Below are 18,846 nucleotides of genomic sequence, written 5' to 3'. Positions count from 1 at the left end.
AAGGCGAGTCGATGAGAAAACGACTGGCACAGGTTGACTGAAAGTGAACGGTCGGTGTAATAAAAAGAAGTTAGGGCGCGTTAGGAAATAACGCGTTCACGTTCCCCCGGAATAACCGTTCAACTTCGGCAGAATACGCACTGCGGCAACATTCACCGTTTTGGCGATGCGGCGCGAAATCGGCCGCCGTTGCTTTGCAGGTTGGAAAGATGTTAATAGTACCGGGCAAACGGGAATTCGCGTCGTTATCCGGATTAATGATGATCCACAAAAATAGAGACAATTATGGTTCAGGCGTCATTGAAGATTGAGAATGCACCGGTCACCTTGCGCGAATTGGCATTGGCGAAAATTAGGCAGGCGATTATCTCAGGGTATTTTCAGGCCGGCGATCGTTTGGTGGAACGCAGCCTGTGCGAGGAGCTGGGCGTCAGCCGCAGCGTGGTGCGCGAGGTGATCCGTTATCTCGAAGCGGAGGGGCTCATTGAAACGCTCGGCAAGAAAGGGCCGATTGTCGCTATTCTGACCTGGGAAATTGCCGAGCAGATTTATACTATTCGCCTGCTGCTTGAACAGGATGCCGCTCACGACTGCGCCCTGAAAGCCGGGCCGGAAGATAAAAAGAAACTGCATGAAAAATTAATTGCGATTAATCAGGCGTCGGCCGGGCAGGACGATATTCAGCGCGTTGAAGCCTCGCAGGCCTTTTATGAAACCATTTTCCAAGTGGCCCATCACGCCATCGCCTGGGAAATCGTTCAACGCCTGAACAGCCGCATCAGCCGCCTGCGCGCCCTGACCCTGAAGACCCCGGAGCGCCAGCTGGCCGGCTTCGAGCGCATGACGCGCATTTATCACGCCATCGAACAAAACAATCCGACGCAGGCCAGGCAAGAAGTCATCGATCACCTGACCGAGGCCGCCGCGCTGGCCAAGCGCATTCTGCAACAGGAGTCCTGAGATGCCCGCTTACTGGATCGCCCATGTTACCGTGAAAGATCCGCAGCAATATCAGCATTACATGGATTTGGCGCCCCAGGCGTTTCGCCAGTTCAACGCCCGTTTTCTCGCCCGCGGCGAACAGGCGCAAACGCTGGAAGGCCCATCGTTTGTGAAACATGTGCTGATCGAATTCGACGACTACGCCACCGCGTTGGCCTGCTACCATTCGCCGGCCTATCAGTTGGCGAAACAACAGCGGTGCCACGTGGCGGAAGCCATGATTACCATCGTCGACGGCTTGCCGCCCGCCCATTAAAAAGCCCCCGCCGTTACGGCGGAGGCTGGGTGATGTGAGGCGTGATAACCGCGTTCAGAAGCGCCGGGTCAAGCCGGCGTTTTCCGCTAGTTATTTCTCTTCAGGATCTTCCCAGTTTCAGCCCAGATCTGGCTGCGATAATGATCGTCTTCCTGAGAGAAGAAAAGTACGGTCAGCCCATCCTTGTCCAACAGCGCAATGCCATCGGGAGCAGGACGCCACGCCACAGGCTCTTGCGACAAGACGTCGGGCGTGCAATCAGATAAAAATTTCAGGCTATAGCCGCCGGCCGATTCCACATTCTCCGCGTTGAGCTGCACAACACAAGACTTTGATTTATCACTGACCGTCCACTGCCCGGATAGCGTTTCGGCGGAAGGTAACACCAGACTGCTTGCCATAGAGGCTCCTGAAAACAAGAAAATTATTCCGACAAGAATAAATTTGCACATAGCTGGCCCATGCGAAACGGTGGGCATCATCGCCCACCGTTGCCGTTTTACACGATAAAGTCAACAGCGACATCGGCCTGCCCGACGATGTGCACCAGGAAGTCTGGATTTGCACCGCCATGGATATTGAAGGCCAATTCACTCAGATTGCTCTGGGTATCATAGGATACCAGCGCCTCACCGGCCTGCCCGCTGAAATGATCGACAAACTGAATGAAATCACTGCCTTTAGGGCCCTGGTTGAAGAAGGACAGATCGATCTTGTCCTTGCCTGACTCAAAGTCCCAAATGGTATCAGGAGCCCGAACAGGCGAGTCATTCACATCAGAGAAGACAAAAATGTCGTTGCCTTGCCCTCCCCATAATTGATCCTGGCCCGCTCCACCGTAAATGACATCGTTGCCGGCGCCGCCTTTTAGCGTATTGTCTGCGTGATTCCCAACAATGACGTCATTACCTGAGCCCCCTATCGCGTTTTCGATGGTGACGCCAGCGGCGATGGAAACATTCCCTTTTAATCCCCCGACGTCGGAGAAAGCGCCTTCGTTCAAGTTGATACGTTGATTTTGGCTATACCCCGAGAAATCAAGGGTGTCATTACCGCCTGCATCCCAAACAGACATCACCAGTTTGTCGTGGCTGTCGTTGAGCGTATAGAAGTCTCGGCCTGTATTTGAATTAAACCCGTAAACGGTGTCGCCGGTTCGGGTGGTCATATTGGCGCCGTAAAGATGCTGGATGGCCGCGATATCATCAACCAGCGGCGCAGCGGCATAGTAATGGCCATGATCCGCGTTGGTAATGGATTCATTCCAGTAACTCATTACGCTAAACTGCCGGGTATCTTCGGCGTAAACTGCCTTGGTATAATTTGGGCTGCCTTGCCCCGCATTATAAGTGCCCGGGTGATCTAACCCGAGAGTATGGCCAATTTCATGGGTAATGGTTAAGCGACCGTAATTACCTAGCTCAGGATGCAAATTTTCGGAGTGATTCTTAATGTTGTACCAACTTTGCCCATCAGAATTGAACCCCCTGTAATCATTGCCATTATATGAGAACGGTTTCAAGGCATACGCTTGTCCTGTCCCCTCATAATTGCCAAAGGTAATATTGGAGGGTTGGCCTGCGGCAACTTCGACAAATTTGATGTTGGCAACATCGGCCCAGGATTGCAAAGACAGCTTCGCCTGTTCTTGTTGCTGTTGCGTGAACGCGCTCAGCCCCGTATCACGTTCCGGGGAGCGGTGGCCCAGGTTCAGTTCGTTATAATCCCAATCCGGGAAGGAATAGGTCACCGTCGCCTCTTTTCCCGTGACGTGTACGCCATTCCAGGTTTTATCGCCGCGCGCGATCTGCAACCCCGCCTGATTTATGTCATAAGACGGTTTGTTATTTATCGTCAGGCCATTCCCGCGCTCATGGTAGTGAATAAGATCGTTAACGCTGTCCCAACCCGTTTCGTTTCCATTCATGGTATTACCCATAACTTTCTCCACAAAGTAGCTAGTATTGCTATGACATCCGAAATGTCCCTTGGGGATAATCAAGATCCTGAGAATAGCGATCACCCGATACGCCCCACTCTTTTTGCCTATCCCTTTACAATTGACTTTTAACTACCCGATGCCTCCTTACCCATGATTGAGAACTGATGCAACTGCGTGAGATCGCGATATGTCCGTGCAAAATGCACGGAAATAATAGGCGCATTGATCCGGCAAGGGTTTGATTCCAGAGTTCGCGCGTTGAGGCTAAGTTGAGATGCCGCTCAAAGGGGCGGATGACAACGGCCGTTCGATGCATTGTCTCGTTGCCAGAGACCACAGCAGACGTGGTCTCGTGTTGTGACCGTTGCCTGTTATCCGAACCGTTACCCGAAGAAAATTACGTGAATGCATTTGCGCCACCATCCAGTTTTGCTAATGATTAGCATTCGCGAGGCTATCTCACACGTAAGCAAAGTGTCAACAGATGAAACAAAACATTTCTTGATTTGCATCATGATTTTTTCGCTAAGCCTCAGTGAACGGGCGATGACGGGCGTTGCAGAGTGCATAAAATGGCGTTTACCACCGTCTGGACTGAGGTTTTTGTCAGTGTTACCGCATAGAGCAGGCAGAATACCGTTCGGAAGTACATCATGGCGACTGAACATTTGGCCACAGAGAAACATCAGGAATGATTAATTTTCACGGCAATAACGCGGCGTGGTCCGATTACTTATTTTTCGCTGCAATATAAGGGATGCTTATAAATAACAGGAGTATTCCTAATGCGTTCACGCGGGATGTATTCCATGCTGGCGGGCCGATTTTTAGCCGCGCCCGCTGGCTATTCCCATTTTAATTGGCAAGACTATATTGAAAGAAGCTCTGCCCTAGAGCGAGAATATGGGTAATTTTCCGAGGAAATACCGCATGACCCTGTTGCCCAAGCAGAGCAATAACAAAAATCCGATTGATCTCTATGGCGAAATCGTAGACGACTTGCCCGGCCTGATTTGCTTCGGCAACCGCCTTGGCGGTTACTTCAATAAACAGTGGCGCGACTATACCGGCGCCATCGCCGGTGAACACGGCGCCGCCGACTGGCTCGATGCCCTGCACCCCGACGATCGCGAGCGGCTGGCCGCGCAATGGCGCCAGGCGATCGTGGCCCTTTCCTCGTTCGCCGGCGAAGCCCGCCTGCGCGATCGCAGCGGCGCCTACCGTTGGTTTATGCTGGCGTTCAACGCCCGGCAGGACGGCATGGCGCTGGAGCTCAGCTGGTACCTCACGGCGACCGACATCCATCCGCAAATGCTGCAGCGCCAGCAAAACGTTCAGGCGCTCTCTATCCAGCAAGACATGCTGGACGCCAGCGTCGACTGCATCAAAGTGATCAATCACGACGGCACGCTGCGCCACATGAACCGCTCCGGCAGCCTGGCCCTTGGCCTTGATCCGGCGCAAAAAGAGTTTGGCATGCCCTGGCTGGGGCTGCTGTCGCCCGAGATCCGGCGCCGCGGCAGTAAGGCGCTGCGCAGCGTCAGAGCCGGAAAGAATGCGCGCTTCACCGGATTGAGCGTGACGCCGCAGGGTAAAAAACAGCACTGGGACAACATTCTCACGCCGGTCAGCGACGAACACGGCGCCGTGGCCGAGATCTTGTGCGTCTCGCGCGACGTGACTTCGCAGCGCGTGATGGAACAACGTCTGTTGCTCGCCAGCGAATATGACGAATTGACCGGCCTGCCCAACCGGCGCCTCTTCAAGAAAAAGCTGAAGCAAGAGATGAAGCGCGCCCTGCACGGCAACAAGTCCCTCGGGCTGATGCTGTTGGATCTTGACCACTTCAAGCTGGTGAACGACACGCTGGGCCACGCGGCGGGCGACCATCTGCTGCGGATCTTGGGTAAAAGACTCAGCGCCTGCATGAATGCGCACTCGTTCGTCTCCCGCCTCGGCGGCGACGAGTTTGCCGTGGTGATCAGCGACGTCGAAAACGAGCAGGATATTTTCCGCATCGCCAACAAGTTTCTGCTGCAGCTGGAGACGCCGATCACCCACGGCGGCAAGACGCTGCATTGCGGCATGAGCCTTGGCGGCGCCATCTACCCCAAAGACGCGCGCGACGCTTCGGAACTGATGAAATGCGCCGATACCGCGCTGTATGAGCTGAAAGACGGCGGCCGCGGCGGTGTCTATATGTTCGACCGCAAAATGATGGACAAAGCGCGCGCCCGCGCCAGCCAGCTCAACTACGCGCGCCAGATCGTGCGCGACAACTGCATCCGTCCCAGCTACCAGCCGAAGGTCTGCCTGACCGACGGCAGCATCGTCGGCTTTGAAGCGCTGCTGCGCTGGCACTGCCCGATCAACGGCGTGCAGCTGCCGGCAACGGTAAGCGAAGCGTTCAACGACTACGAGCTGGCGACCAAGATCAGCGAGGCCATGCAGCTGAAGGTCTTCGCCGATATCGCCCGCTGGCGCGCGGCCGGCGTGGCGGTGCGGCCCATCTCGCTGAACGTGTCGCCGATCGAGTTTTTACGCGACAACTACGCCGAAACCTTCCTGCAGCGCCTGCTGAAGTTCCACATTCCCCACCCTCTGATCGAACTGGAAGTGACCGAACACGCGTTCAACAAGCACGGCTCGAAGTACGTGCTGCGCGCGCTGCAAATGCTCAAGGAGATGGGCATCCGCATCGCGCTGGACGATTTCGGCACCGGCCACTCCTCCTTCAGCCATATCATGGATTACCCGCTGGACTGCATTAAGCTGGACTGCGACTTCGTTCAACGGATGAATACCGAACCGGCGATCCTGGCGATCGTGGAAAGCATCGACATCCTCGGCCAAAAACTGTCGATCGATATCATCGCCGAGGGCGTGGAAACCGAGCAGCAGCGGCAAACGCTGTGCGAAGCCGGTTTCCATATCGGCCAGGGTTATTTGTTCAGCCGGGCTGTGGAATCCCAGCGGGTGCCCGAGCTGCTGCAGGCGATGCCGCAACTTGTCGACGGCCGTTAAGCGCCCCGCCGTTCGCCGAACGGCGCCAGTTGCATGCCAACCAGCGTCACCACGCAGATGAGCGCCCCGGCGTAGAAGGTGGAGGCGGAACCGAACAGCTCCCACAGGGTTCCGGCCCCGAGACTCGCCAGCAGCAGCGCCACGCCGCTGATCAGATTGAACATGCCGAACGCGGTGCCGCGCAGGTGCGCCGGCGCGGTATGCGCCACCATCGCCGCCAACAGTCCCTGCGTCATGCCCATGTGCACGCCCCACAGCGCCACGCCAAACAGCACCCCGCCCCAATGATCGCTCAGCGCCAACACCACATCGGCGACGATCAGCACCAGCAGCCCGGCTTTCAGCAATCCTTCATGGCTCATGCGATCGGACAGTTTACCGAACGGATAGGCCGAGCAGGCGTAGACCAGATTCATGGCGACCATCACCAGCGGGATCAACGCCAGCGGCGTGCCGCCCTGCTGCGCCTTCAGCACCAGGAACGCTTCGCTGAAGCGCGCCAGCGTGAAGACGGCGCCGATACCCACCACCCACCAATAGCCGCGCCCCAGCAGCCGCAGATTGGCGCGGGTGATCGGGTTGGTGCGCTTGTGGGTTATCGCGGCGGCCGGCTCTTTCAGGCCAAAAAACAGCAGCGCAATCGCCAGCGCCGCCGGGATCGCCGCCACCCAAAAGATGGCGCGAAAATCGTTGTGCCACAGCAGCATCAGGCCGACGGCCAGCAGCGGCCCTAAAAAGGCACCGACGGTATCCAGCGACTGGCGCAGCCCGAAGGCCGCGCCGCGAATCTCCGGCGGCGTCACGTCGGCCACCAGAGCATCACGCGGCGCCCCGCGGATGCCTTTGCCCACGCGATCCAGCAGGCGCGCGCTCATCACCATGCCGGACGACGACGCGATGGCGAAAAACGGTTTGCTGATGGCGCCCAGCCCGTAGCCCAGCAGCGCCAACCCTTTGCGCTTGCCGAGGTAATCGCTCAGCACGCCGGAGAACACCTTGACGATCAATGCCGTCGCCTCCGCCAGCCCTTCGATCAGCCCGATGACGATCACGCTGGCGCCGAGCGTCGTCGCCATAAACAGCGGCAGCAGGCTGTGGATCATTTCCGAGGAGACGTCCATCAACAGACTCACCCCACCCAATACCCACACGCCGCGCGGTATGCGGCCCAACGTAGCGAAACGCGACGACATGGTTCATCCTCGAGAGATTCAGCGCCACCGGCGGCGCTTCATGACATTTCCAAGATTGGATAGTTGATTTTGTTCGTTCACAGATCTGCCGCCTTTAGAGATAGTGCAACGACCTTGTGACACCCATAATAATGAAGGTAATTAACATAATGATATATAGCAAAAAGATGATTGTGATGGCGGCGCTGCTGAGCTTTTCCGCCGCGGCCGCGCCAGGGGTGGATCTCGTCGCCAACGAAACGCCGATCCACACGGTGAAGAGCGCCGAAGCCGTGTCCAAAATCCCCGCCGGCTTCCGGTTCGTGGAACCCGGCACGCTGACGGTGGCCATTTCCCTGCTGGGCAGCGGCCCGCCGTTCGGCCTGTACGCCCGCGACAATAAAACGGTGATCGGCAGCGAGGCGGACATCGCGCGCCTGGTGGCCGACGGCTTGGGATTGAAACTCAAGCTGGTGCCCACCTCGTGGGAAGACTGGCCGCTGGGGGTGGCCTCCGGCAAATATGACGCCGCGGTTTACAACATCACCGTAACCAACGAACGCAAGACCAAATTCGATTTCGCCACCTATCGCCAGGATACGCTGGGGTTCTACGTCAAATCCGACAGTAAAATCACCCAGATCAACACCGCGCCGGATATCGCCGGTAAAAAGATCATCGTCGATTCCGGCACCAATCAGGAAGCGGTGCTGCTGGCCTGGGACAAGGAGAACCGCGCCAAGGGGCTGGCACCGCTGCAGCCAGTGTACGTCACCGACAAGGCCGCCTCCACGCTGGCCATTCAGTCCGGCCGCGCCGACGCCACCTTCGGCCCCAACGTCTCCGGCGCTTATCAGGCGCGGCTGACCGGCAAAACCCGGCTGGTAGGCATCGTGCCCGGCGGCTGGCCGAAGACCGCCAACATCGCCGTCACGCTGAAGAAAGGCAATGGCCTGGTGGATGCGGTGCAGGCATCGCTCAACAGCGCCATCGCCAACGGCAGCTATCTGCAGGTGCTGGATCGCTGGGCGGAGAGCGACGAGAAGATCGCCCATTCGGAGATTAACCCGCCGGGGCTGGGGGATTGAGAGAGCAACAGGCTCCGCGCAGCGGAGCCTTATCGCCGCTCAATCGAGAAGTGTCATTCCGCCGCCGCTTTCTGCCTTCCCAGCTTGCGGTACAGCGTGCTGCGCGAAACGCCGAGCGCCTTGGCCGCCAGGCTGAGGTTACCGCCCGCCCTGTCGATTGCCGCCTGCAGCGCCTCCAGGCCGGTATCGGCGTTCTCTTGGTGCGGCGCCAGCACCGCGATGGACTGCGGCAGATCGTCCAGAGTGAGCACCGCATGATCGTCCGCCAGCGCCAGCAGCACCTTGAGCGTACTCAACAGCTGCCGCACGTTGCCGGGCCACGGGTAGCGCGCCAGCATCGCCAACGCTTCCGGCAGCAGGCGAATGTCGCGCCGCTCACCGCCCAGCTCTCGCCACAGCTGCATAATAAAGGCCTCCAGCTGCGCCCGCTCTCGGAGCGGCGGAATGCGCAGGCTGTATTCCTGTATGCGGTACAGCAAATCCTCGCGAAACGCCCCCGCCTCAACCTGCCGATGCAGATCGTGGTGCGTGGCGCAGACCAGCGCGAAATCGACCGGATAAGCGCTGCGGCTGCCGAGCGGCATGACCGTTTTTTCCTGTAACACCCGCAGCAGCCGCGTTTGCAGGCCCGCCGGCATGTCGCCGATTTCATCGAGGAACAGCACGCCGCCGTCCGCCTCGCGGATCTTGCCGATATAGCCTTTCGGGTTGGCGCCGGTAAACGCCCCCGGCGCATAGCCGAACAGCTCGGATTCGATCAGCGGCTCGGGCAGCGCCGCGCAGTTGATCGCCACGAAGTTGCCGTTGCGCCAGCGGCTCTCTTGAAACAGGCGTCGGCTGAAGTGCTCTTTACCGCAGCCGGTTTCGCCGGTCACGCACAGCGAAAGGCCGGCGTTGAGGATCCGCAGCGCTTTCTGATGCTGCTCGTCATGCCATTCCGCCGGCGGCGTGGAACGCAGGGCGCTGACGCGGCGCTGCGGCGCCTCGAGCAGAGAATAATAGTGCCGTTGATTGCCGGCCAGCGTCTGACGCGGCGCGCCGGAGGGCTGTCGCAACAGATCGGGGAACAGCTGGGCGAACTCGACGGAGCCGAATGCGGCCGGCGAGAGCTGAAACTCCATCATCGCCAGCCGATTGGCGGCGACCAGCACTTCGTCGTGAAACACCAGCAGCAGCTCCTGCGCGCTGCCCAGACGACCGGCATCGGCGTGCAGGCGCAGCGTCCAGTGACGATCGGCGATCGCGCTTCTGACCCAGCGGTGTTCGATATGCCGCACCGCCTGCATGATCAGGCGCTGCGCATCGCGGTACGGCCGCTGCGCGGGGGCGGAGAGATCCAGTATGCCGGCAATGCGGCCATCCGGCCGATAGATCGGCGCGGCGGTGCAGTTCAACCCGGCGTTTTGGTTGAGGAAATGCTGGCCGCCGCGCACTTCGCAGAACGCGCCCAGCGCCAGCGCGGTGCCGATGGCGTTGGTGCCCCGCTCCGCTTCTCCCCACTGGTTGCCCGGCGCCAGCGCAAAGCGCGACGCCTTGTGCAAAAAGTCGGTATTGCCGCGGGTTTCCAGCACCAGCCCGTCGGCGTCGGCGATCACCACAATGGCGGGCTGGCGCGTAATTTGCGCGCCCAGCTGCTCGATCAGCGGCTGTACCCGTTGCGGTACCCAGTCGTTGCGGCTGCGCAGCTCTTCGAGCAGTCCGGCTTTGATAAACGGGATATGGCGATCGGCGCGCGTCAGGCCGTAACCCCGGCTGCGCTGCCAGGATTCCGCCAGCGGACTGGCGCCCTCGGTGGGCAAGCGGTCGTCAGGCAACATGCGTTTCTCCCCCGTTTGCGAGTGTTGCAAATATGTATCACAGATGTGTATCAAGCGTTGCGACACGGGACACAAAAAAACACCGACGGCGGCGGAATCGCCCGATTCGCTAAGCCACATCATTTTTTAACACGCTAATAAATAAGCCCTTTTTGTCATCATTCTCGCCTTTCGTTAATCTGGCACGCGCCGTGCTTCTCTGTGCTGCGGCGGCATGCCGCATTCACAGGCGCAGCCCAATAGCGCTGATTTTCATCTGCAGAGAGGTGCTTAACATGAAATATGTCCACCCCGGTTTGCCTGGCTCGCTGGTTTCGTTCCGCAAACGCTATGGCAACTACATTGGCGGCAAATTCGTCGAACCGGTATCCGGCAACTACTTCACCAACACCTCGCCGGTGACCGGCCAGCCGATCGCCGAATTCCCGCGTTCCGACGCCAAGGACATCGAGCTGGCGCTCGACGCGGCGCACGCGGCGGCGGACGCCTGGGGCAAAACCAGCGTGCAGGCGCGTTCCAACGTGCTATTGGCGATCGCCGATCGCATCGAATCGCGGCTGGAGATGCTGGCGCTGACCGAAACCTGGGACAACGGCAAACCGATCCGCGAAACCCTGAATGCCGATCTGCCGCTGGCGGTCGACCATTTCCGTTACTTCGCCGGCTGCCTGCGCGCGCAGGAAGGCACCGCGGCGGAGATCGACCAGAACACCGTGGCCTACCATATCTATGAACCGCTGGGCGTGGTCGGCCAGATCATCCCGTGGAATTTCCCGCTGCTGATGGCCGCCTGGAAACTGGCGCCGGCGCTGGCGGGCGGTAACTGCGTGGTGCTGAAACCGGCGGAACAGACCCCGCTCGGCATCAGCGTGCTGATGGAAGAGATCGGCGATCTGCTGCCGCCGGGCGTGCTCAACGTGGTGCAAGGCTTCGGCGCCGAGGCCGGCGAAGCGCTGGCGCGCAGCAAACGCATCGAGAAGATCGCGTTCACCGGCTCCACGCCGATCGGCCGCCACATCCTCGCCTGCGCGGCGGAAAACATCATCCCCAGTACCGTCGAGCTGGGCGGTAAATCGCCCAACATCTATTTCGCCGACATCATGCAGGCGGAGCCGGAGTTCATCGACAAGGCGGTTGAGGGGCTGGTGCTCGGTTTCTTCAACCAGGGGGAGGTCTGCACCTGCCCTTCACGCGCGCTGATTGAAGAATCTATCTATCCGCAGTTTATGGAAAAAGTGCTGGCGCGCATCGCCACCATCCGCCAGGGCGATCCCTTCGACACCGACACCATGCTCGGCGCGCAAGCGTCGCAAGAACAGTACGATAAGATCCTGTCCTACATCGACATCGCCAAGAATGAGGGCGGCAACATCCTCGCCGGCGGCAAACGCACGCAGCATGGGGATGAATTGCAAAACGGTTTCTACCTGCAGCCGACGTTGATTACCGGCAACAACAGCATGCGCTTCTTCCGCGAGGAGATCTTCGGGCCGGTGATCGGCGTCGCCACCTTTAAAGATGAAGCCGAAGCGCTGGCGCTGGCCAACGACACCGAGTTCGGGCTGGGCGCCGGGCTGTGGACCCGCGACATCAACCGCGCCTATCGCATGGGCCGCGCGATCAAGGCCGGGCGCGTGTGGACCAACTGTTACCACCTTTATCCGGCGCACGCCGCGTTCGGCGGCTACAAGAACTCCGGCATCGGGCGCGAGACCCACAAGGCGGCGCTGTCGCACTATCAACAGGTGAAAAACCTGCTGGTCAGCTACGACGCCAAACCGCTGGGCCTGTTCTGAGCCGGGCGTAACAACCAGAAGGCCACCCGCAGGTGGCCTTCCTTTTTAGTTTAGCAACGGTTACTTCGCCATGCCGAGATCGATTACCATGCGACCGCGAATGGTGCCCGCCTTCATCTCGTCGAAGATGGCGTTGATATCGCCCAGCGGCCGCTTGGTCACTTTCGGCGTCACTTTGCCTTCGGCGGCGAACTGGAACGCCTCTTTCAGATCTTCGCGCGTGCCCACCAGCGAACCCACCACCTGAATGCCGTCCAGCACCAGGCGCGGAATGCTCAGATCCATGCTCTCCGGCGGCAGCCCCACCGCCACCACTTTACCGCCGGCGCGCACCGCATTGACCGCCGAGTTGAAGGCCGCTTTCGCCACCGCCGTCACCACCGCCGCGTGAGCGCCGCCGGTTTGCTGTTGAATGATCTCCTCGGCGTTTTGCGTTTTGGAATTGATGGCCAGATCGGCGCCGATCTGTTTGGCGAACTCCAACTGGCCGTCGTTGACGTCGATGGCGATCACCTTGGCGTTAAACACGTTCTTGGCGTACTGCAGCGCCAGGTTGCCCAGCCCGCCCAGGCCATAGATGGCGATCCACTGCCCCGGCTTGATATCGGAAATTTTCACCGCCTTGTAGGTGGTGACGCCGGCGCAGGTGATGCTGCTGGCGGCGAAAGAATCGAGCCCGTCCGGCACTTTCACCGCGTAGTCCGCCACCACGATGCACTCTTCCGCCATGCCGCCGTCAACGCTGTAGCCGGCGTTTTTCACCGAACGGCACAGGGTTTCGTTGCCGCTGACGCAGTATTCGCAATGGCCGCAACCCTGGTAAAACCAGGCGACGCTGGCGCGGTCACCCACTTTTAGCGAGGTGACGCCCTCACCGACGGCGGAGACCACGCCGATGCCCTCATGCCCCAACGTAATGCCCGGCACCTCGCCGAAATCGCCGTTTTTCACGTGCAAATCGGTGTGGCACACCCCGCAACACTCCATTTTCAACGCCGCTTCGCCGTGCTTCAGCGGGCGCAGCACTTTATCCTGAATGTCTACGGTATGGTTTTTCGTCACTACGGCAGCTTTCATGGTGTTTTCCTTAGCAGAGTGGGAAGTACAGTTGTTAATGTAGTGACTGTATTCGGTGAGGGCAAGCGCCGCATGATTTGTGTAAAAACAAATAATTAAATATGAACCAGCATGATTATTTCATAAAAAACAATTAACAGACGGGCGCGATCTCATTCGCATTGACCGCAGCGGCGGCGAACGATCGCGCACCTCTGGCTTGATTCAGCGCTTAAATCGATTCACGGGAATTTTCAGGTAGCGTTGCCCATCGTCTTCGCAGTCAGGCAACACGCCGCCGCGAATATTGACCTGCAGCGCCATCAGCATGAGTTCCGGGTGCGGCAGCGTGGCGTCCCGCTGCTTTCTTTGCGCAATAAAGCGGGATTTATCCATGTTGACCACCCAGGGATTGTTCTCGCGCTGCTCTCTCACGGTGCTTTCCCAGCGGGCCTCACGCCCCGCCGGGCGGTAATCATGGCCGGTAAACAGGCGGGTATCCGCCGGCAGGCTCAAGATCCGCTGCAATGACTCCCACAAGGCTTCCGCATTGCCGCCAGGAAAATCGGCCCTTGCGGTACCGCTGTCCGGCATGAAGAACGTATCGTGGATAAACGCCGCATCCGCAATGTAATAAGTGACGGACGCCAGCGTGTGCCCGGGAGACAGCAGGACTTCAGCGCGCAGGTTGCCGATAAAAAAGACGTCGCCGTCCGCGAACAGCGCATCCCAGACGGTATTGGCCGCAGGCAGGTCTTTTAAGTTATAGATCTCTTCCCACAGCCCCTGAACGGCGGTAATTTTTTCACCGATGCCGGTGAAGGCGCCGGTTTTCTGCGCCAGCCAGGTGGCAGCCGAAAAATGATCGGCGTGCGGGTGCGTATCCAGCACCCAGGCCACTCCCCACCCCCGTTGATGGATAAAATTCAGGATATCTTTGGCCTGTTGATGCGAGACCGTGCCCGATCGGCGGTCAAAATCCAGCACCGGGTCGATAATCGCACAGCGGCGCGCCTCGGGATCGGCAACCACATACTGCAGGCTGCCGCTTTCCGGCTCATAAAACGCGTGAACTTCCGCCGTGGCCCGCACGGACCGATGCTTGCCGTACCAGCTGAGCGCCTTATCGGCGTCCGCGCCGTATTCGTCGCATTGGCGGCGAAACTGCGCTTCATCTATCTGACCTTCGCGCAACGCATACAGCAGGGAAAGGCAGGCAGAGCGAGCCCCGCTTCTGCAGTGCGCCAGGGTTTTCTTGCCTTGCCGCAACAGAAACTGGAAGGTGTAAACGGTCTCCCAGGTCAGCGTATCGAACGTATAAGGGAGATAGACGTAGCGCATCCCCCCTTGTTCAGCCAACGCTTTCTCTTGCTGATGGTCAAGATACTCCCCCGGCTCCTCGTCCGGCCGATTGTTGACGATAAGGCGGTAGCCCTGATGAGACAGCGCCTTGAAATCACTCGCTTCGGGCGCGCCCGAAAAGGAGAGCTGAGGGTGGTAAGTGCGGATGCGCATGTTTTTTTCCTTCCGTTTCATAGGCTTTTAAATAACATATACAGGGCCAGCGCCAGGAGCATGAGGGCATAGAGCACGTTGATAATGCCCTCGCGTTTTTTCAGGCGCTCGGCGAGTGCCACCCCCACCACGCCCCCCAGAACGCCGCCGACGATGAGCCAGCACGTAATGGCGAGCGACACCTTTCCGGACATGGCGTAGCTGGCGCTGGTCGACAGCCCCATGGCCGCCACGACCACCAGTGAGGTTGCCACCGCCTCAACCATCGAGAAGCGAAAAAACCAGACCAGCGCCGGCACAACCAAAAATCCGCCGCCAATGCCCAGAAAGCCCGCCAGCCCGCCCAGCGCGAGAACGCTGGGCCATACGATGGCGGGATGAACGGCAGAATGGGAGGACGGCAAGGGGTTGCCGGCAAGGGGATTTCTTTTCAGCGTCAATCCGGCGACCACCAGCATCAACAGGGAGAAAGGCAGGGTTATGTAGTGTCCGTCCGTGATTTTTCCCATCTGAGAGCCGGCCAGAGCCCCCATGACGGCGAGCAGCGAAACGACAAGCCCGGTCTGCCACCTGACGTTGCCTTTGGAGGCGTGCGCGGCCAGGTTGATCAGCGCGTTAATGGCCACAGACATGGCGCTGGTCCCTATAATCAAATGCGTATCCGGCACTTTCACCATATACAGCAATAATGGCACGCAGACGATTGAGCCGCCGCCGCCGGTCAGAGCCAGGAGAAATCCCACAATTCCCCCGGTGACCACTAACAGCATCACGATATAAAAACTGAAATGGAAAAAATCCACTGCGTTAATCCCTTAATGATGCTCATGCCATTTATTAACGATCAGTTCACCGGCAATGTCAAATAACTTATTTCGATTTGTTATTACATATAGCTAAATGGAATATGTGATTTTTTATATAACCACAAGTTCTATGAATTCGCTTTTAATCTGGGCGACAACCCCCTACTTTCTTATGAAAGGAGGCCTGCATGAAACCAGAAAAAATAAACCCCCAGAAAAGCGTCGTTATTATTGGCGGCGGCTCATCCGGAATAGGTATCGCGGCAAGCATAAGGAAGCGAGTTAAAGACATCGATATAACGATAGTGGAGCCTAACGATTGTCATTATTATCAACCGGCATGGACTCTGGTGGGTGGCGGGCTCTTTGATATCACGAAAACACGGCGCTCCATGCATGCCGTTCTGCCCTCAGGCACCGCATGGATACAGGATAGCGTGGTCAGGGTTGAGCCCAGTCAAAAATACATCGAGACCCGCCAGGGGCGGAAAATAAACTATGACTTTCTTATTGTTGCATGCGGACTGATTTTACGCTGGGATAAAATAGAGGGCCTTGAAGAAACCCTGGGATTAAACGGCGTCACCTCTAATTATCGCTTTGATCTTGCCGAATATACCTGGCAACTGGTCCGCGAAATGAAAGGCGGCCAGGCGATATTTTCTCAGCCACCGCTCCCCATCAAGTGCGCCGGCGCACCGCAAAAAGCCTTGTATCTATCATGCGATTACTGGCGTCGCCAAGGCATCCTGAATAATATTAACGTCAATTTCTGCCTTGCGGGCGCGGCGGTTTTCGGCATTCCGCAATTTGTTCCCCCGCTGACCGAGTATTTGGAAAAATACCGAGCACAGGTCAATTTCAGTCATCATTTGATCCGCGTTGATGGCGAGAAGCGGCAAGCGACATTTGCCGTAGAGACAAATGAAGAAGGAAAACGCGAGTTAACTCTGCCCTTCGATATGCTCCACGTGGTGCCGCCCCAATCGGCCCCGGCGTTTATTTCGCAAAGCGGCCTCGCTGATGGTGCCGGCTGGTGCGATGTGGATAAATCGACGCTGCAGCATAAGCATTGGCCGGATATTTTTGCGGTAGGCGACTGTTGCTCGACGCCAAATGCCAAAACCCTGGCGGCAGCCCGCAAGCAGGTGGTGGTGGCGGCTGAAAACGTCGCGGCGCTGATTCAGGGCGCGCCTCTCACTGCCCATTATGATGGTTATGGTTCCTGTCCATTGACGGTTGAGAAAGGCAAAGTTGTGCTGGCGGAGTTTGGCTATGACGGTAAATTGCTGCCCACGTTTCCGCTGCTCGACGCCACCCAGCCCAGCCGTCTGGCCTGGTGGCTGAAAGCCTGGTTTTTACCCCGGTTTTATTGGGCGGGCATGCTGCGTGGGGTTGAATGGTTTGCCAGCAGCAAGCGGCCGTGACGCGCGCTCGGCCCCCCTCTCATTCCTGCCGCTGCAGACGCTTGACTATTTGGCGAGACGAGGCCACCATCGTTTGCAGGTTCCTCAGGCTGATTGCAAGCCGTTACCACTACCGGTCGATCATCGATGAAAAATGCCCCCGCCGTTACGATCCACTACTGTTCACAATGCAACTGGCTGCTGCGCGCCGGCTGGATGGCGCAAGAGCTGCTGAACACCTTCGGCGACGATCTCGCCTCCGTCACCCTGATGCCGGGCACCGGCGGGATCTATCAAATCAGCGTCGATGGCGTAATGATTTGGGATCGCAAGATTGACGGCGGTTTCCCCGATGCGGCGCAGTTAAAGCAACGGCTGCGCGATCACAGCTTCCCCGAACGCTCTCTCGGCCACAGCGACGGTAAAAAAGCCCGGCACTGAAAATCGGGCGGTAAGCACGGCTTCAGCTTAACGCATAGCTGGCCGCCATCACGACGCCGTTCATGGTCATATGCAGCCCGATGGGCAAATAGATCCCTTTGGATTTGACTCGAGCGGCCGTCAACACCAGCGAGATGAGCACCAGAGCTGCCAATGTGCGCCAATCGGTGTACTGGGTATGCAAAACGGCAAAGATGACAGACACCGTTAACGCGGCCCAAAGCACCTTGTCGTTAAACCAATACATCAGTGCGTTAAACAGACAGCCGCGAAATACGATCTCTTCATAGACGGGGACGACGAAAATCAACAAAGCGGCATTGAGCGCCAAAATCTCGCCGGGCAATGCCACCTGCTCCGTCACCCAGGTTTCCGTTTTCTCCACGCCCATCAAACGCGGGAAAATAAACTGAATCACCAACAGCGCGAACAGCAGCAGTGCAAAATCGCTGCGCTTAACCTCGCCTTTGCCCAATCCTTCTCTGCGGCGGAAAAAGAGCAGGTATAACGAAAAGATAGCGACGAATTCCATTCCATACAGCAGCGGCAGCAATAGCCCTTGTCGCATCAAGGCGGCTCTGTTCTCAAGGAACAGCGGAATAAACGTAATCAGGAACATCAGCAAAAACATGGAAAAGCAGCCGTTGACGGCTCGCGTTCTCGCGATAAACGCATTGTCGACCATCTAACCATCCTTAGTTTTGAGCAGCGATTGACGGAACAGTAGCAAGGCAAGAGACCGCGGCAGTTTATCCCCATGCGATATCATTGTCATGAACCCGTTCGAAGCAAACGTACATTCGCAAATTTCTCCAAGCCATTGGCACGCGGTTGATTTCGCCCGGGTCTCCTGAGTTATACTGAGCGCTCTTTTAGCCACGTAATTAATAAATTTTTATGATTGAACGCTTGCTCGAAAACACGATGTACGCCTCCCGTTGGCTGCTCGCACCGGTTTATGTCGGCCTTTCACTGGCTCTGGTCGCCCTGTCGATCAAGTTTTTTCAGGAGATCCTGCACGTCCTGCCCAACATTTTTTCTATCGCCGAAGCCGATCTGATCCTGACCCTGCTGTCGCTGGTCGACATGGCGCTGGTGGGCGGGCTGTTGGTGATGGTGATGTTCTCCGGGTATGAAAACTTCGTCTCGCAGTTGGATATCACCGAAGGGAAAGAAAAGCTGAGCTGGCTGGGCAAAATGGATGCCACCTCGCTGAAAAACAAAGTTGCTGCGTCTATCGTTGCCATCTCCTCCATTCACCTGCTGCGGGTGTTTATGGACGCCAAGAACGTGCCGGACAACAAGCTGATGTGGTATGTGATCATCCACCTTACCTTTGTGCTGTCCGCCTTCGTGATGGGCTACCTGGATAAAGTGACCCGCTCCAAGCACTAAACGCGCTGCCACACCCGATCGCCAGGATCGGGTGCCTCCCTCTCGCTCCTCTCTTCGCCTGTTTCTGCGCCGTCGTTTTTTTCATCTGGCACATCTGATGATAATTTTATTATAATGTTATTACACTCAT

At 57.8% G+C, this 18,846-nt stretch carries 16 protein-coding genes; 8 read left to right on the top strand and 8 right to left on the bottom strand.

The window, feature by feature from the left end:
- The first annotated feature begins 285 nt into the window (after nt 1-285).
- Nucleotides 286-960, top strand: coding sequence for a GntR family transcriptional regulator (locus REA38_RS09310; protein ID WP_033648296.1), 675 nt, complete (start codon nt 286-288; stop codon nt 958-960).
- 1 nt (nt 961) lies between these two features.
- On the top strand, nt 962-1,258 hold the full coding sequence (locus REA38_RS09305) for a DUF1330 domain-containing protein (RefSeq protein ID WP_033655039.1): 297 nt from the start codon (nt 962-964) through the stop codon (nt 1,256-1,258).
- Nucleotides 1,259-1,344: 86 nt separating this feature from the next.
- On the opposite strand, the gene REA38_RS09300 is transcribed toward REA38_RS09305, so the two are convergent.
- Both REA38_RS09300 and REA38_RS09295 read right to left on the bottom strand, forming a co-directional pair.
- Nucleotides 1,345-1,659 (bottom strand): AprI/Inh family metalloprotease inhibitor, encoded by a 315-nt coding sequence (locus tag REA38_RS09300; protein ID WP_308885764.1) that lies wholly within the window; start codon nt 1,657-1,659, stop codon nt 1,345-1,347.
- 98 nt (nt 1,660-1,757) lie between these two features.
- Complete coding sequence (locus REA38_RS09295) at nt 1,758-3,197, bottom strand: serralysin family metalloprotease (protein ID WP_308885763.1); 1,440 nt, start codon at nt 3,195-3,197, stop codon at nt 1,758-1,760.
- A gap of 933 nt (nt 3,198-4,130) precedes the next feature.
- Between REA38_RS09295 and REA38_RS09290 the strand changes: the two genes are divergently transcribed.
- Nucleotides 4,131-6,224 (top strand): EAL domain-containing protein, encoded by a 2,094-nt coding sequence (locus REA38_RS09290; RefSeq protein ID WP_308885762.1) that lies wholly within the window; start codon nt 4,131-4,133, stop codon nt 6,222-6,224.
- On the opposite strand, the gene REA38_RS09285 is transcribed toward REA38_RS09290, so the two are convergent.
- Nucleotides 6,221-7,417, bottom strand: a complete 1,197-nt coding sequence (locus REA38_RS09285; RefSeq protein WP_308885761.1) for an MFS transporter — start codon at nt 7,415-7,417, stop codon at nt 6,221-6,223. The two genes, REA38_RS09290 and REA38_RS09285, sit on opposite strands and share 4 nt — an antisense overlap.
- A 149-nt stretch (nt 7,418-7,566) precedes the next feature.
- Between REA38_RS09285 and REA38_RS09280 the strand changes: the two genes are divergently transcribed.
- Nucleotides 7,567-8,484: an ABC transporter substrate-binding protein gene (locus REA38_RS09280; protein ID WP_308885760.1), complete on the top strand. Its 918-nt coding sequence runs from the start codon at nt 7,567-7,569 to the stop codon at nt 8,482-8,484.
- Between the two features lie 53 nt (nt 8,485-8,537).
- Here REA38_RS09280 and REA38_RS09275 read toward each other — a convergent pair whose 3' ends face one another.
- On the bottom strand, nt 8,538-10,301 hold the full coding sequence (locus REA38_RS09275; RefSeq protein ID WP_308885759.1) for a sigma-54-dependent Fis family transcriptional regulator: 1,764 nt from the start codon (nt 10,299-10,301) through the stop codon (nt 8,538-8,540).
- A 275-nt stretch (nt 10,302-10,576) separates the two neighbouring features.
- Between REA38_RS09275 and REA38_RS09270 the strand changes: the two genes are divergently transcribed.
- Nucleotides 10,577-12,097: an aldehyde dehydrogenase family protein gene (locus tag REA38_RS09270; protein ID WP_041035074.1), complete on the top strand. Its 1,521-nt coding sequence runs from the start codon at nt 10,577-10,579 to the stop codon at nt 12,095-12,097.
- A gap of 60 nt (nt 12,098-12,157) precedes the next feature.
- On the opposite strand, the gene adhP is transcribed toward REA38_RS09270, so the two are convergent.
- The 3 genes from adhP to REA38_RS09255 form a co-directional block, all read right to left on the bottom strand.
- Nucleotides 12,158-13,174: an alcohol dehydrogenase AdhP gene (gene adhP, locus REA38_RS09265; RefSeq protein ID WP_033634519.1), complete on the bottom strand. Its 1,017-nt coding sequence runs from the start codon at nt 13,172-13,174 to the stop codon at nt 12,158-12,160.
- Nucleotides 13,175-13,378: 204 nt separating this feature from the next.
- Nucleotides 13,379-14,668, bottom strand: a complete 1,290-nt coding sequence (gene blh / locus REA38_RS09260; protein WP_033655034.1) for a bifunctional sulfur transferase/dioxygenase Blh — start codon at nt 14,666-14,668, stop codon at nt 13,379-13,381.
- A gap of 17 nt (nt 14,669-14,685) precedes the next feature.
- A complete protein-coding gene (locus tag REA38_RS09255) occupies nt 14,686-15,471 on the bottom strand; it encodes a sulfite exporter TauE/SafE family protein (RefSeq protein WP_077791463.1) in 786 nt (261 codons plus the stop codon).
- Between the two features lie 191 nt (nt 15,472-15,662).
- Here REA38_RS09255 and REA38_RS09250 point away from each other — a divergent pair, with 191 nt between their 5' ends.
- Both REA38_RS09250 and REA38_RS09245 read left to right on the top strand, forming a co-directional pair.
- The gene (locus REA38_RS09250) at nt 15,663-16,901 is read left to right on the top strand and encodes an FAD/NAD(P)-binding oxidoreductase (RefSeq protein ID WP_308885758.1); all 1,239 of its coding nucleotides are present in this window, start codon (nt 15,663-15,665) and stop codon (nt 16,899-16,901) included.
- Nucleotides 16,902-17,027: 126 nt separating this feature from the next.
- Nucleotides 17,028-17,321 carry a SelT/SelW/SelH family protein gene (locus tag REA38_RS09245; protein WP_197794384.1) on the top strand — a complete coding sequence of 98 codons (294 nt, stop codon included), beginning with the start codon at nt 17,028-17,030 and terminating at the stop codon, nt 17,319-17,321.
- A 22-nt stretch (nt 17,322-17,343) separates the two neighbouring features.
- Here the strand turns inward: REA38_RS09245 and REA38_RS09240 are convergent, their stop codons facing one another.
- Nucleotides 17,344-18,006: a CPBP family intramembrane glutamic endopeptidase gene (locus REA38_RS09240; RefSeq protein WP_086579825.1), complete on the bottom strand. Its 663-nt coding sequence runs from the start codon at nt 18,004-18,006 to the stop codon at nt 17,344-17,346.
- 215 nt (nt 18,007-18,221) lie between these two features.
- Here REA38_RS09240 and REA38_RS09235 point away from each other — a divergent pair, with 215 nt between their 5' ends.
- Nucleotides 18,222-18,716: a TIGR00645 family protein gene (locus REA38_RS09235; RefSeq protein ID WP_033648490.1), complete on the top strand. Its 495-nt coding sequence runs from the start codon at nt 18,222-18,224 to the stop codon at nt 18,714-18,716.
- The last annotated feature ends 130 nt before the right edge of the window (nt 18,717-18,846 follow it).

Origin of the sequence: Serratia sp. MF1(2023) (genome assembly GCF_030954545.1) — a bacterium.
GTDB classification, from domain to species: Bacteria; Pseudomonadota; Gammaproteobacteria; order Enterobacterales; family Enterobacteriaceae; genus Serratia; species Serratia sarumanii.
The sequence above is the reverse complement of the archived record's forward strand: the minus strand, read 5'-3'. Positions and strand labels throughout refer to the sequence as shown.

What these genes read in the sequence shown, in the direction of transcription:
- REA38_RS09310 (WP_033648296.1), top strand. Translation starts at nt 286, where the DNA reads ATGGTTCAGGCGTCATTGAAGATTGAGAATGCACCGGTCACCTTGCGC.
- REA38_RS09305 (WP_033655039.1), top strand. Translation starts at nt 962, where the DNA reads ATGCCCGCTTACTGGATCGCCCATGTTACCGTGAAAGATCCGCAGCAA.
- REA38_RS09300 (WP_308885764.1), bottom strand. Translation starts at nt 1,659, where the DNA reads ATGGCAAGCAGTCTGGTGTTACCTTCCGCCGAAACGCTATCCGGGCAG.
- REA38_RS09295 (WP_308885763.1), bottom strand. Translation starts at nt 3,197, where the DNA reads ATGGGTAATACCATGAATGGAAACGAAACGGGTTGGGACAGCGTTAAC.
- REA38_RS09290 (WP_308885762.1), top strand. Translation starts at nt 4,131, where the DNA reads ATGACCCTGTTGCCCAAGCAGAGCAATAACAAAAATCCGATTGATCTC.
- REA38_RS09285 (WP_308885761.1), bottom strand. Translation starts at nt 7,417, where the DNA reads ATGTCGTCGCGTTTCGCTACGTTGGGCCGCATACCGCGCGGCGTGTGG.
- REA38_RS09280 (WP_308885760.1), top strand. Translation starts at nt 7,567, where the DNA reads ATGATATATAGCAAAAAGATGATTGTGATGGCGGCGCTGCTGAGCTTT.
- REA38_RS09275 (WP_308885759.1), bottom strand. Translation starts at nt 10,301, where the DNA reads ATGTTGCCTGACGACCGCTTGCCCACCGAGGGCGCCAGTCCGCTGGCG.
- REA38_RS09270 (WP_041035074.1), top strand. Translation starts at nt 10,577, where the DNA reads ATGAAATATGTCCACCCCGGTTTGCCTGGCTCGCTGGTTTCGTTCCGC.
- adhP (WP_033634519.1), bottom strand. Translation starts at nt 13,174, where the DNA reads ATGAAAGCTGCCGTAGTGACGAAAAACCATACCGTAGACATTCAGGAT.
- blh (WP_033655034.1), bottom strand. Translation starts at nt 14,668, where the DNA reads ATGCGCATCCGCACTTACCACCCTCAGCTCTCCTTTTCGGGCGCGCCC.
- REA38_RS09250 (WP_308885758.1), top strand. Translation starts at nt 15,663, where the DNA reads ATGAAACCAGAAAAAATAAACCCCCAGAAAAGCGTCGTTATTATTGGC.
- REA38_RS09245 (WP_197794384.1), top strand. Translation starts at nt 17,028, where the DNA reads ATGAAAAATGCCCCCGCCGTTACGATCCACTACTGTTCACAATGCAAC.
- REA38_RS09240 (WP_086579825.1), bottom strand. Translation starts at nt 18,006, where the DNA reads ATGGTCGACAATGCGTTTATCGCGAGAACGCGAGCCGTCAACGGCTGC.